The sequence below is a fragment of the Limnothrix sp. FACHB-406 genome (genome assembly GCF_014698235.1).
Lineage (GTDB): Bacteria > Cyanobacteriota > Cyanobacteriia > CACIAM-69d > CACIAM-69d > CACIAM-69d.
The window spans coordinates 90,036-104,213 of the sequence record NZ_JACJSP010000016.1 but is presented as its reverse complement, the minus strand read 5'-3'; the positions used below and the strand labels follow the sequence as shown (position 1 = coordinate 104,213).

The window sequence follows — 14,178 nt, the reverse complement described above, 5'->3', positions numbered from 1 at the left end:
AATGAGCGTAACATTGGTGTACTACTTTTTGATTGTTTGGGGTAAGAATTACATCTTCTTACCCCTTTTTTATAACCTGAATCTGTCATTCAACACTTCTGCCTTAATCCTACAACTGGTCAAGTACAAGTAGCAGGTAATGGTGGAAGAATTAATATTTTTGCTGGTGAAAGGATCGAATTAGATAATTTACGTCCTAATCCACAAAGGTCAACAGGACTTTTCACTAGTACAAATTTCAACACAGTCGATAATATTTCCATTGATCCTAGTACTCCTTTTCCATCAGGGCGTGCGGGAAATATCCGCATTGTCACTCCCGAATTGATTTTGCGAAATGGAGCGCGAATTACTGCTACTAGCTTGGGCACAGGTGGCGCAGGAAATATTGATATTCAGGCAAATCGAATTCGGGTGATTGGTGAAAACAGCGTGATTCGATCGCTCTCCGGCGCGGGTGATGCGGGAAACATTCGCATTCAAGCTAATGAAATCGAACTGCGTGATGGCGGCGCAATCACCACCGATGCATTCTTTACCTCAACCGGCGGCAACATCGAGATTGATACTGATACTCTGGTGGCCCTCGGCAATAGCGACATTTCCGCCAATGCCGTCACCAACTTTGGCGGACGGGTGAACTTGCGGGCCCAAGGGGTGTTTGGGACGGCTTTTCAAGAGGCATTGACCGATCGCAGTGATATTACGGCTAGCTCGGCGCGGGGGCCAGAATTTAGCGGCACGGTGCAACTGGAGGTGCTGAATCCCGACCCGGCCCGAGGGGCGATCGCCCTGCCCAGTGATGTGGGTGTGCCGCCGGAGCCTACCAGTCCCTGCGGCCCCCGATCGGATCCGAGGGCGATCGAGTTTTTTGCCTTGGGGCGGGCCGGCCAAGCACCAAACCCGATCGAGGCGGCCACCCTGGAAGCCATGCCCTTTACGGCGGACTTGCGCCCGATCGCCCCAACGACCACCGCCAAAGCCGAAGCCACCCCTCCGCTGCGGGAGCCGATCTTGGAAGCCACCCATTGGCAAAGGACAGAAGCCGAACAAATTCAGTTAATGGCCGGCGCTCCGGTGCAATGGGCGGGGGGTGAATCGAGTTGCCGTTGGGGAGCTGAACCATGAATCGATCCTGGTCTCGGCGATCACTGTTGGGTTTGTTGGGTTGGGGCGGGGCGATCGCCCTGTCGGGTCTCGGAGAGCGGGCCCAAGCTCAAGCGCTGGATGATTTGCTCGAAGCGGGCCGGCAAGCCTATCACGAGGGTCGCTACCGGGAAGCGATCGCCCTTTGGCAATCGGTACTGGAGCCAGCAACGCAACGGGGCGATCGGGAAACCCTGGGGCTGGTGGCGAGCTATCTGGCTTGGGCCCACTTGCAATTCAGTGAAACCACGGCGGCCCAAGCTTGGGTCGATCGGGGGCGATCGGCCCTTGCGGGGGGTCTGTCGGCGGCCGTGGCCGCTCGGCTGTGGGGAGCGGCCGGAGCCACCGCCGCCCTCCAACAGCAGTGGAGTGTGGCGGAACAGGCTTTTCAAATGGCCGCCCAGCAATACCAAGCGGCCGGCGACCCCGTGGGAACCCTGAACAGCCAAATTGACGAGGCCGCCGTTTGGCAGGGGGCCGGCAACCAGCGCCGGGCCTTGGTGCGGCTGTGGGATTTGCAGCGCCACTGGCAACAGGAGCCACCCCGGGAACCGGAAGCGATCGCCGTTCGGGCCCGGGGGCTACATCGTTTGGCCCTGGCGTTGCTGTTGGCGGAGGATTTTGAACAGGCTTGGCAGGCGGCGATCGAGGCGAAACCGGTTTTGGGCGCGGTGGCGGAACTGACTTTGGCCCAAATCGCTAGTCGGCGGGCGACCCTGGGCGAATCCGCCACCGAGCAGGCCACTTGGGCTGAAACCGCGATCGAGCACTATCACGCGGTGATTTTGGGGCCCGATCCAACCCTGTGGCGATCGGCCATGGTTGGGCGATTGGAATTGGCCACAGAACGCGGGCGGCCAGAGTCGTCGGAGTGGGCGGAACAATTGCGACTGGCGGCCCAGCGCTGGACAGGGGGACGATCGACGGTGGCGTTGCAGTTGGCGGCGGCCCGGGCCTTAAGCCAATTAAACCAACCGATGCCCATGGCGCAGGTGTTGTCCCTGGTGCAACGGGCCCAACAACAGGCGACATCCTTGGGCGATCGGGCCCTGTTGGGCTGGACTTGGCAATTGCGCGGTCAGGTGTTGGCGCAAGGGGGCGATCGGGCAGGGGCGGCCCAAGCGGCCCGATCGGCCCTTGAGCAATGGGAATCGCTCGATCGGCCCGAATGGAACTATGAGGCCCTGTGGCTGTTGGGGCGGATGGCTCACCATTTGGGCCAAGCCCGCGAGGCCTTGGCTGCTTACCGCTTGGCCGCTGAAGCTGCCCAAGCCGCCCGCTCCAGTTTGGCGGGCCTGAGTGTGCGGCTGCCGGGACTGCATACGGAAGGGGTGCAAGGCTGGCTCGATCGCGCCGAGCCGCTCTATCGCCAAAAAATGGGACTGCTGTTTGCTTCGGCTGAAACCAGCGATCGGATTGAAGCCAGCCAACAGCTCCAAAATCTGCAACTGCAACGGATTGAGAATTTTCTGCAATGTCGCCTCGACAATCCCGCCCCATCGGACTTGCTCCAGTTGGCTGACTCAACTACCGATGAACGGGCGGCGGTGGTGGTGGTGGCCATCACGGAATTGCCGCCGGATTTGGCCTCGGGATCGGCCAACCGGTCGATCGATACCCTGGTGCGTTGGAAGGATCCCCAAACGGGCCAAGAACGCCAAAACCTGCACCGCCAGCCAATCAACCAATCTGACTTGGACAAGCTCCTTCAGCGCCTCGCCCTCAACTTCAGAAAAATGGGCAGGGGCCGCGCCTTACAACCGGACAGCCAACAGCTCTATCGCTGGATTTTGGAACCCCATCGCCCCATCCTGACAGCGGCGGGCATTAACCTATTGGTTTGTGTATTGGATCCTTCCCTGCGGAACTTGCCGATCGATGCTTTGTTTGATGGGGAGCGCTATTTGGTGGAATCCTTTGCCTTGTCGATCGCCCCTGATGTGAAGCTGGATCCAGCCTCCGATCGGGGACGGCGCGGCCCGGCCCTGTGGGCTGGCTTGTCCGAATCGCGCGAGGACTTGCCGGCCCTGGCTCCCGTGCCCCAACAGCTTGCCCAGTTGGGAAAACTGCTGAAGGGGCAAATTTTGCTCAATCAGGAATTTACGCCCACGGCCTTGACCCAAGCCTTGGTCAGCCAACCGATCACCGTGTTGCATTTGGCCACCCATGGGCGATTCAGTTCCCAGCGCGATCACACTTTCTTGCTGACCTGGGAAGGCAAGCTCAACATGGAGGATTTGGATCAGTTACTGAAAGAGCGCCGGGCCAAGCGATCGGAACCACTGGATTTGCTCACCCTGTCCGCTTGCCAAACGGCCACGGGCGATCGCTACGAAACCTTGGGTTTAGCAGGGCTGGCGGTGCGATCGGGTGCGCGTAGTCTGGTGTCTTCCCTGTGGAATATTCCCGCCGATGATGCGGTCAATCGGCTTTTTAGCGAGTTTTACAGGGGGTGGCTGGCTGGACTGTCCAAAGCCCGCGCCCTCCAGCAAGCCAAGTTGAAACTGCTGAGCGATCGAGGCGACCTCGCCGCCGATCCCCACTATTGGGCCGCCTTTGTCCTAATTGGTGACTGGCGCTAGCTGGGGCGGCGCGACCAAGGGGGCCTCGCGTAAATCGCTAAAGCCCTCCTGATCCAAGAGTTCTATCAATTGGGGCGATCGCCCTTGGCCGCCGGGACTCAAGAGCCGATCGAGCTGATCCAACCAATATTCCGTTTTGGCATTGGCCGCATGGACGATCGTGCCCGCCACAAAGTCCACCGATTCCTCGGGTCGATTGGCACAGTTCACCCGCAAATACCAGGAATAGAAACGATTAGGCGCAAGGCCCGGGCCGTTGGGCGATAGGGGCAATCGCAACAGCCCCGCTTGGGAACCCATCACCAAGCGCTGCTGATCCAGGGCATAACCGTCCGCATCTTGCAATTCCCATTCCAACACCGTGCCCGCTGGATAGCCCACATAAAACCACAACCCAGGCTGAGCATGGCGGGTTTCGCCCAAAACCACCGTTTCCCCATTTTCCCAAACAACCTGTGGAACCAGCGCCACCAGCAGCTTGGCCGGATCCGCCGCCCCCTCCATGGTGCAACCGCTATAGCTCCCGGCCCCACGCCCGCGGCCATTGATCGGTCGATCGCCCCGCACGGGGGGTCTGGCTTGTTTGGGTTGCTGCTGGGTTTGGCTCAGGGTGGGATTGGCCCGGCGGGTGATCGGCTGAAGCGGTTCGATCGCCCAGCCCGGCAAAGCTCCGAGCGTCACCCCTGCCAACAAACCAGCCAAAACAAGACCCATGTGGGTTAGTCCAAACCCAGCACAACGAGACTGAACATGAATCATGATCAGGAAAAGGGGAAGATTAAGTGCTCATTAATCATCTTCCTCGAAATTTCTCTGATTCGCCTGAATCCCGTGGTTATCCTTGGCTGTGGCGAGCAGGCGAGTCCACCGGCTTGGTTTAACCGAATGGGCGAAACTGAGCGGCTAAGGCCAGCCGATCGACCTTGCCTTGGGCGTTGCGGGGAATCTGGGTTAGGGGTAGCCAGCGTTTGGGAATTTTGTAGCGACTGAGCCGATCGCCCAAGGCCGATCGCAGTTGATTGGGCGTGATCATGGCGTTCACCGGCACATAGGCCGCCCCGATCGCCTGTCCCCATTCCCGATCGGGCAACCCCAACACCACCACATCAACCACCCATCCCGTCTCCCAAAGGGCCGCTTCCACCTCGGCGGGATAGACATTTTCGCCCCCGGTGATAATTTTGTGGCTGGCGCGGCCCACCAAATGCAGCCGTTGGGCCCCGTCAAAATAGCCCAGATCATCCGTCAGGAATTGCCCCGTGGCAGTGGTGTCCAGAGGGGTAAACCCTGGGGCGCTCAGATAGCCGGCCGCCAAGGAATTCCCCGCGATCGCCACTCGGCCAAGGGTTGAGCTGTTCCCAAGGGAATCGTGGGCCCAGTTTGACTCGATCGCCACCGTCGCATGGGGCAACACCTGTCCTGCCCCTCGGGCCCCGGCCAGAAATTCAGCGGGCCGCAGGGTGGCCACCTGGGAGGCGGTTTCCGTGGAGCCATAGGTGGGAGCCAGCCGCACCCCCACCGCTTGGGCTTGATCCAGCAGGGCCGGCCAGGCGGGCGCGCCCCCCAACAGAATCACGCGAAATTGCTGGAGCCACGGGGTTTCTGGCCCCAGCAGCCGCAGGAGCTGGGTGGGAACCAGGGACAAAAACCCGATCGACCCCAAGCGCAATCCTTGGGCGATCGGAGCCAGGGCTAACCGGCCGCCGCCCCAAAAGCAACGCAAGACCTGCATTAACCCGCTGGCATGGCACAGGGGCAAGGTGCAAAGGGTGCTGTGGGTTTGGGGGCCGGGCCAATCTTCCGCAAAATAAGCGCAAAAGCCGGCCACGGAAGCGGCTAGCGATCGGGGTTGGTGCAGTGCAAAGCGGATTTGGCCCGATGTGCCGCCCGTGGGTAGCCCAATCCAAGGTTCCGCCGTCGGGGGCAAGGGAGCACGATCGCCCGGGGGCTTATCTAGGATGGTTTCGCCCTGGTTTTCCCAGAGTCGATCGGGCTGCAACCAAGTCAGCACCTGGGTTCGTTCAGCGGTGCTCCATTGGGCATTACCTAAAAAAACGGAGCAGCCTTGGGCAACGGCCGCGAAAAATCCCGCCAAAAAGGGCAATGGCTCCGATTCCAACAGCAAAATTCGCCGTTGGGTTCCCTTGCAGCCCGATCGCGCCAGGGCCGCCGCTCGTTCCTCCGTGGCCCGCAGCAGCGCCTCGGCCTCAATGCCCCACAGCCAGCCGGCCGCTGTTCGATCGCGCAATGTGGCCAACCAGCGATCGGGCGCGGCCCAGGCCAAATCGGGCGTTAGGATCGCCGGTTCCATAGGCCTTCCAACCAGCGCGGGGGCAAGGGATCCAGCCAACTGCCCACCCCAAAGCCCAAGGCCCTTGCGCTCCCAGGCCGCGCCCCCACTTCCGCCAACCGCAGCGCAGCCCCTTGGCCCACAAAACTTTCAAACACCGAAGAAAACACGCAATCGAGGCCGCGGGTTTGAATGGTGGCCTGAAGGCGACTGGGAAATCCGGCAATGCTGGGTTTCAGAACAAACAAACCGCGCCAGCCCCCTTGGACGGCGGCTTGCAGGTGTTTGAACTGGGTCACCGATTCATCAAGGGCGATCGGGGTGCGGAAATGGGGGGCGATCGCCTGCATGGGAGCCACCTGGGCCAGGGGCTGTTCCAAAAATTCCACCCGATCGCCCGCTCCGTCGCACCGTTCCAGCCAGCCGCGACAGGCGGCCTCCGTGAGCGCCCCGTTGGCATCCAGTCGCAACCGGCCTTCCGGCGGCAGGTTCCCCAACAATTGTGCAAACCAGCCCCATTCCAATTCGCTGGCAAAAACGCCAATTTTCCACTTGAAGGTGCGATGGCCGGCTGTCCAGGGAGTTTGCCAACTGCTCAACACCCGTTCACCGGCCGGTAACAGGGCCGCCAAGCGATCGGGCGGGAGGGTAAAGGGGGCCGGTTCCCGATCGTTGGCCAGGCTTTTGAAGGCCGATTCCAGGGCAAATTGACAACAGGGCAAAGTGTCTGGAATTTGCCACAGTTGAGCCGGTGAAATTTCCCCATCCAGCGATCGTAAAAAGGTGATCGCCTGCTCCAGGGTTTCAGTGCCAAACCAAGGCAAGGGTGCGATTTCTCCCCAACCGAATCGATCGGCTTCATCTCGCAGCCGCACCACAATTCCTTCGCGCTTGGCCCAACTGCCATAGCTGGTTTGTAACGGACGCACAAAGTTGCGTTCGTAATATCGAAATTGCACATTCAAGCGATTCGATCGCACCAGTTTCCTCCTGATTTTAGGCCGGGGGGTTGGCCACTACTGTAACCAAGCCCCCAACAGAAAACCGCCACTGAGGGCTAAACCGCTCCAAAAATGAAATTTGACGGCGATGAATTTGCTGTTGCTGACCCGATCGGGCTGGTCGTGGTGTTGCCCCACATGCCGACACAAATGCAGGGCGATCGGCAAGCTCAAACCCGTGAGCAACGTCCAAAGGGGGAAAGCCCCCCACAGGACTCCCGCCACCACTACTCCAAAGGCTGTGCCACAAAACCAGGGCAGCAGGGCGGCCGATCGAGCCGTGCCCAGCCGGGCCACGGGCGATCGTTTGCCCGCCCGCAAATCATCCGCCACCTGATGGAAATGGGAACAGAACAAAATGAGGCTGGTGGTGATGCCCATAAAGACGGACGCGCCCCAATTCAACAGCGACCAACTTTGGGTTTGGCTATAGTAAGCAGCGGCCAGGGCCATGGGCCCAAAGGTGACAAAACAGATGGGTTCTCCCAACCCTAAATAGCCAAAGCGAAAGGGCGGCCCTTGATAGCTATAGCCCAAAACACAACTGGCTAAAATGATTGCCAAAACCGTCCAATCCTGTTGGAGCCAAGCGATCGCCCCAATGGATGCAATTCCAGCCACTAAAAATAGATTAGCGATCGCAAAAACCAGCGATCGGTTACCGGTTAAATTCACCACGGAATGGGCTTTATTCACATCAATGCCCGTATCAGAATCAAACACATCATTGGTTAGATTCAACCAAGCAATAATGGCAATGGCCGCCCCTAAAAACAGGGCCAAAATTCCCCCATTCAGCCGTTTGGTTTCAAAGGCGGCGATGGCGGATCCCAATAGAATCGGCATCACTGCCACGGTATACATGGGCAGTTTAATCGCCGCCTTCCAAAGTTGACGGCGGGAGGGCGCTTCGGGCGGGCTGTTGGGTGGGGCAGAAAGACTGGGAGCAGTCATAGGGCGATCACGACAGTCAACGGTGGTAGATGGTGGCTTGGGCAGCCGACAGGCCCAGAGCGGCCTCACCAATGCCCAAGGGGGTTCAGGCAGGATTCAGGCGCGGTTCAAGCAGGGCGATCGGGCAGAGCGATCGGGTGACTGCTGAATCATGCCAAATTTACCAGATGCGCCTTAGGGGGCGGGTATTATTGAGGAAACTCGATTAAGATAACCAGTAGTCGAAGCATTGCGGCAGTTCGGACGATAATTAATTTTTTTTACAGCCTTTAATCAAATCTGAATTCTAATGTTAAGCGCACTGGGTCAGCAAACAGATTTGCTCTCACCAACGCGCCTCTATTGCATACTTGAGGCAGCTCGGGACGAGTTCTTGCGATCGTTTCGATCGCAAATTGTGCGTTTAACTTTTGAAATTCCGGCGCTCGATCCCCTGGAAGTTTTTGCTGAGTTTTCCCAGGCGGATTGCCTCAGTTTTTATTTTGAAAAACCCGATCGTCGATCGGCAATTGCTGCCTTTGATCGCACGGTGGCCTTGGCGGTGGCCGGAAGCGATCGGTTCACAAAAACCAAGGCCTTTGCTCGAAAGATTCACGGCCTGTTGCGAGCGAGCGAGCGGGCCTATGGCATGGCCGAGGGCGATCGCCCGGCCTCGACCCGATCGATTCCCTCGCTGCTTTGTGCGTTTCCCTTCCTTGACGAACCGCGAGACCTGGGCAGTCCCTTTGGGGAGGCGTTGATTTTTTTACCCCGCTGGCAAGTGGTTCGCCGCACCACCGCCCAGGGCCCCATCACCACATTCACGGCCAATGCTTGGGTGGATGGTTGCACCGATTTGGATCAGCTCTGTGGGGAACTGTGGCAACCGCTCGATCGACTGTTGCAGTGGCGCAGCAGCAGCACCAGCTTGACTGCCAGGACAGCCCGTTACCAGTCCGGTGGGTGGGAGCTGGCCGCGCCGGATGATCCGGCCTTTTTGGCGGCGGCTCGATCGGCCCTGAAAGATATTGCTGATCGGCAGTTTTGCAAGGTGGTGCTGGCCCGGGCGATCGACTGGCAAGCCCCGGAACCCTTGGATCCGGCCCTGTTGCTCCATAACCTGCGCCACCGTCACCCCGGTTGCTACACCTTTGCGGTGGGGAACGATCGGGGGCAAACCTTCTTGGGAGCCAGCCCTGAATGCTTGGTGGCCATTGATCACGGCCGGATTGCCACGGAAGCCCTGGCTGGGTCGGCTCCGCGCGGCACCACACCGGAACTCGATCGAGCCTGGGGCGATCGCCTGCTCAACAACCCCAAGGAACTGCACGAACACCGATTGGTGGCGGACTTCATTGCCGATCGCCTCGCCCAGTTGGGGGCCCATCCCAAGGTGGCCGTCAAGCCTGGCCTGCGCAAATTGAGCAATATTCAACACCTGCAAACGCCAATCTGTGGCCGGTTGCCACGCAATGTGGATCCATTGGATGTGGTGGCGGCCTTGCACCCCACCCCAGCCGTGGCGGGTTTGTCCCGATCGGCCGCCATTGCCGCCATCGATCGCTACGAACCCTTTGAGCGATCGCTCTATACCGGGGCGATCGGTTGGCTCGATCCAATGGGGAATGCGGAATTTGCGGTGGGGATTCGATCGGCCCTAATCCAGGGCGATCGGGCCCGGTTGTTTGCGGGCGCGGGCATTGTGGCCGGATCCGACCCCGAGCGCGAGCTAGCCGAAATTCAACTCAAGCTCCAAGCCCTCTGGGCCGCCTTAATTTAACCATTGGCCACGCTAAGAGGTTGCAAGTTTGTGGATCCAATTACCCAGCGCCACCGGACATCCGGGCGATCGCCCCCATGGATCCCACTTCAACCCAGCCTCTAACTCAGTCTTTAACCCAATCAAGAAGGACGAAGCGCCAAACCCAGTTTTTGATCAGTACCAAAAATCTTTGCTACGCTGCAGGAGCTTAGCAACCGGAGTCATCACCGGATCAGCCGGGATCGCCCTCCAGTCTTTACTGATCCCCATTTCCTTGACGAATCGCCATAACTTTCCTTCGGACAGTGCTTGGAAAAATGGGCTAAGCAGAGTATAACGAAGTGTAAAGATCTCGATCGAGAGACCAACCGTTTCGATGTGACTGCCCCCATCGAGCGTGATTCTGTATCCTATTGCGCTTTCCTCAAAGCCACATTCCTCCACACTGACCGGAGTGTCGTCTGTTGCAGTCCGCGTCTTTCCCGTATATCCATAGCAATTGACTTTGAATAGCGCCCGCAAGCCACAGCGCCTATGAAAGACTTCTCTGCCCGTTTAATGAATGCCCTGGGCCTGGCCTATTGGGTCGAAATCACGACCCAGGTTCCTCGGTGCACCTACTACTTTGGTCCCTTTAGCTTGGAGTCCACAGCCAAAGCATCGGTGGCCGGTTATGTGGAAGATTTGGAAATCGAAGGAGCACAGGGCATTGCGGTGAAGGTAGCCCGCTGCAAACCCACGGATTTGACCATTTTCGATGAAGCAGAGGAGGCGGCCCCGAGCGATCGCCCTTTCTCGATGGTCAGTAGCCAGGCTTAGGGCCCCTGCGATTCTCGGAAAACTCCTCGTGCGATCGCCCGGCAGCCCTCGGTGATGGGGATGATCCCAACGGGCGATCGGGAGGTGAAGAATCGAGCGACCTGGCTACTCAATTTGATTCTGCATTGAGGGATGACGGTCAGTGCCATCTAAACCGTCATCCTATCTGGCATTCATGAGCCGTCATGAACCGTTTGGACATCTGTGTTCGCAACCTGTTGAGCTTACCTAGAGATTGCTAAGAACTAGACTTCAAAGTAACGGAATTTGACCGGGACTCACAGCAGACTTGCTCTTAACCACCGTTTCAGTCAGAGCGTTTGCCTTGATGAGTTGCTGCCGAGATAACGTGGCCCCCTGGCAAATCCGATCAAGTAATTCCGCCTGTTGGGGTTCCAACTCCACCAGCCAGCCCAGCACATTCAACAGGTTCAGTAACTCCGTGGTGTACTCAGGCAGCCAGTGATCGGGTTGGATCTCGCTCAAGGGAGAGGGGGGACGGCGATCACCCAATAGGGGACGGCTGCGATCTCGCTTGCGATAGCTGAACCAATGCAGAATCACCGGTTTACCAGAAACCTCATAATTCCAAACCGCAGCGGACACGTTGTCGATATAGCCATCGCCCACATGGAGTCGATTCAGGTTGGCATTGTGGCTAATGGTGTCTGGCATTCGGTCAGGATCAGCCGGAATTGTGCCCCCCTTGGGAATCGTCGGGCGGCGATCGCTCGGCAGACGCGGCGGCCCCGGCGGCCGGCCCTGGCTTGGGTCAGCACAGCGGTCGCCAAAGGTATGCAGCCACAGAACCTGTCGCCCGATTTCCACCGCCTCAGCGAATAAATTGGGATCGGCTGTCAATGGAATCCGAATACCTGGTGTTTTCAGCTCTGTTTTAAAGCGTTTTGTAAAACCTGAATGGGCAGCGATCGCTGCTAAATATGCCAACAGTAACTCTGGGCTAAAAAGCTGATTGTAAGTGTGACTTAAACAGTCTAAAAATTCAGGTTTAAAGTTGGAAACTTGAGCCTCTGAGTCAACCCATAATGGAAAAACTCTGCCACCACGAGCATTGTAGTGATCTAAGTCTGGGATAAGTGCGGTAAACGTCAGTCCCGGGCCGGTGGTCGGGGAAGTTCGATTGACAGCAGTTAGATAAATCTGATGGTCTGAGTGCCACTGCCAAATGGTTGGATTCGGTTGATTGATTAATCGATTATCAGGAATAATCCATTGGCGATCAAATGATCGATAGGCATACCCAACTGGTAGTAAAACTGATTGAGTATCATTTGCCACCGGTATTAAGCGTTGGGGTTGACCGGCTAAAGGCTGACTGATGATCTTTGCTGAGTGTTTGTCACCCGGCTTGCCTTTTCTGAGATGAGGATGAAAAAGCAGTTCTTTTTGATGACTGGGAGCCTTGACTAGGGTTTGCCAGCGTTGACTTAATGATTCAACATCAGGTGCAATCACCCAGGTACGACCTGGCATCACGCCCGAGCCGTTGTAGTTAAAAAAGTCCTGTAGGCAAGGATAGGTTGACCAAGCACCCGTTGAGCCAGGAGCGAAGGGCGATCGACTGCCCGATTGTGAACAGTCTGTATCCAAGCGACAGTCGAGCCAACCAGACCCATCAAGAGTAATTTGGCTCAATTCAGTAAACTTTTGATCTCGCAATCCGATCGGTAGTGTCCGAAATTTTACAGTCGCCAGCTCATTTGCTTTCTGCTGCTTAGAACGACTCGCTAGAACGATACAAACAGGCTGCTGAACACCTTGAAACAGTCGCGTGTTGACATCCGGTTGATGCCCTTCGGGAGAGCAGTCAATTACCCAGATGCGATCGCAGGCTTCCCGCAAATATTGCCGCATTCGCTGAAAACCAGGCCCGTTTAAAAAGCCGGAAACAGTGATAAAGCAAACGATTCCCGTACTGTTATCCGGGTGGTGGTCAAAAACTTTCCAAGTAGCCCAGCGCCAAAAATAAACATACAAATTTCGTAAGTGCTTCGCATGGGCACTTACACCCCAATCTTTCAGCGGTTGCCAGTCATTTAACGGTGCAAGGGTTCCCGTTTGAGAATTACCAGACTCGACCCAACCACCACGCCCTTTTGCTTTTTCCTTATAGGGTGGATTGCCAATCACAACGGTAATTGGTTCTGTACGTTTGATCTGGTTGGCGGCTTTGCGGGATTGGGCGATCGGGGCCAGCAGTTGCGGGATCCACCCGGCATCATCCTCAGGATCAGCCAAGGTATCAGCCACAAACATTCGCAGTGATTCGGTCGGACTATCACCAGTTAACGTAATAATTTCCGCTAAAATTCGCAATTGAGCCACAGCAAACGGCCCCAATTGCACTTCAAAAGCAATCAATCGCTTCAGAGCTGTATTAATCGCTTGGGGAACCGCCCCTTCTCCTTCGTTCTCGCGCACTGATTCAGCAATGCGCTTGAGAATTCCCAGCGCATAGGTTCCTGTGCCCGTTGCTGGATCGATGACCGTTACGGATGGTGAAGCTAAACCCGAATGCAGACCAAAATTGGGGCTTTTTAAGAGATCATCCACCAGCCGCACCATCGTTTCGACCACAATGGGCGGCGTGTAGTATGACCCAGTTTGTTTGCGTAGCTCGTTATCATAAACTTCTAGAAAATCTTCATAGAAGTAAAGCCAGGTTTCAGGATCACCTTTGCTGATGGTTGGCCAATCGACAGCATCGAGAACCTGAGTAAGCGATCGCAGCGATGTTTTAAGCGTCGCCTGATTTTCAGACGTTTCCGTTAATAATCGCAACGCTGCACCAATTAGCGAATGGTTTGTTTTGAGGGTAATGGCAACGCGATCGAGTCCCTGAGCTAATTCAATTCCATTAGCCCGAGCCATGAGCAACCCAAAGGTTACTGCTTGTGCATAACCATCTGCAAATTTCTCGTCCGTTGCATCGGGAAATAACAGTTTTCGCCAATCTTCTGCAAGGGCTGTCAGTGCCTCGGAACCCAAGGCTAATTGCTCGACTACCTCATCTCGTAATAACCGACAAAGACGCGCACTGATAACCGCCAATTCCTTTGCATTACGCGGTGGAACTGCCTGCCAAAATAGGAATTGGCGAAATAAATCAAGGAGACTCGCTGGTGCAGTTAATTGTTGTCCTGCCTTTGCAATGTCTCCGGAGCAGGAAACGATCGAGCCAACTAATTCCCCATCTTGCCAGAGGCTAAAGCTATTGCCATCGGAATAAATCAGATTGGGAAGTGCTTTTAGTTTTTCCCATTGAGCCTTATCGTGGCGATCCTTAAACTTTCTGGGATCTGACCCTTTTCCTGGGGCTTTGAGTTCAATAAATCCCACCAAAACGCGCCGCACAGTAACGGAATAATCGGGGCGGGTTTTCAAATCCCCAATGGCTGATTCTCCGACAGGGATCACATCGCCCTTTTTGAGACCGATCAACTCAGCGAGATCTATTAATAATTGCTCAAAGGGGCCTCTGAGCTGATCTTCAGGTTGTCCACTAGTCGCTGGGTTGGAAAGCTTGCCCTTAACTGCTTTTCCGAAAGCTGCAATTGAAGATTCAAGGCTTAGAGGCATTTTCGAGGGGCGCTGGATTGTGTGGATCGCTAAATCAGGTGCATT

General features: G+C 56.7%; 9 protein-coding genes. 4 read left to right on the top strand and 5 right to left on the bottom strand.

The genetic code is table 11. The features are described from left to right. Window positions 1-330 precede the first annotated feature (330 nt). Together H6G53_RS14780 and H6G53_RS14775 are read left to right on the top strand one after the other, a co-directional pair. Window positions 331-1,128, top strand: coding sequence for an S-layer family protein (locus H6G53_RS14780; RefSeq protein ID WP_190534221.1), 798 nt, complete (start codon window positions 331-333; stop codon window positions 1,126-1,128). Next, a complete protein-coding gene (locus H6G53_RS14775) occupies window positions 1,125-3,728 on the top strand; it encodes a CHAT domain-containing protein (RefSeq protein ID WP_190534219.1) in 2,604 nt (867 codons plus the stop codon). The genes H6G53_RS14780 and H6G53_RS14775 overlap by 4 nt, the downstream gene beginning before the upstream one ends. Here the strand turns inward: H6G53_RS14775 and H6G53_RS14770 are convergent. From H6G53_RS14770 to menA, 4 genes are all read right to left on the bottom strand, one after another. Then, entirely contained in the window at window positions 3,708-4,442 is a 735-nt protein-coding gene (locus H6G53_RS14770; protein ID WP_190534216.1) for a DUF928 domain-containing protein, read from the bottom strand. The two genes, H6G53_RS14775 and H6G53_RS14770, sit on opposite strands and share 21 nt — an antisense overlap. Before the next feature lie 163 nt (window positions 4,443-4,605). Further along, window positions 4,606-6,039 carry an AMP-binding protein gene (locus tag H6G53_RS14765; protein ID WP_190534214.1) on the bottom strand — a complete coding sequence of 478 codons (1,434 nt, stop codon included), beginning with the start codon at window positions 6,037-6,039 and terminating at the stop codon, window positions 4,606-4,608. Continuing rightward, the gene (locus tag H6G53_RS14760; protein WP_347343146.1) at window positions 6,021-6,998 is read right to left on the bottom strand and encodes an o-succinylbenzoate synthase; all 978 of its coding nucleotides are present in this window, start codon (window positions 6,996-6,998) and stop codon (window positions 6,021-6,023) included. The genes H6G53_RS14765 and H6G53_RS14760 overlap by 19 nt, the downstream gene beginning before the upstream one ends. A 36-nt stretch (window positions 6,999-7,034) precedes the next feature. Then, window positions 7,035-7,973 (bottom strand): 2-carboxy-1,4-naphthoquinone phytyltransferase, encoded by a 939-nt coding sequence (menA, locus tag H6G53_RS14755; protein WP_099533213.1) that lies wholly within the window; start codon window positions 7,971-7,973, stop codon window positions 7,035-7,037. A gap of 289 nt (window positions 7,974-8,262) precedes the next feature. On the opposite strand from menA, the gene H6G53_RS14750 reads away from it, so the two are divergent. Both H6G53_RS14750 and H6G53_RS14745 read left to right on the top strand, forming a co-directional pair. Continuing rightward, complete coding sequence (locus H6G53_RS14750) at window positions 8,263-9,732, top strand: isochorismate synthase MenF (protein WP_099533214.1); 1,470 nt, start codon at window positions 8,263-8,265, stop codon at window positions 9,730-9,732. Window positions 9,733-10,248: 516 nt separating this feature from the next. Beyond that, window positions 10,249-10,533 (top strand): DUF1816 domain-containing protein, encoded by a 285-nt coding sequence (locus H6G53_RS14745; protein ID WP_099533216.1) that lies wholly within the window; start codon window positions 10,249-10,251, stop codon window positions 10,531-10,533. Window positions 10,534-10,785: 252 nt separating this feature from the next. Here the strand turns inward: H6G53_RS14745 and H6G53_RS14740 are convergent, their stop codons facing one another. Next, window positions 10,786-14,133 (bottom strand): type ISP restriction/modification enzyme, encoded by a 3,348-nt coding sequence (locus H6G53_RS14740; protein ID WP_199309268.1) that lies wholly within the window; start codon window positions 14,131-14,133, stop codon window positions 10,786-10,788. Window positions 14,134-14,178 lie beyond the last annotated feature (45 nt).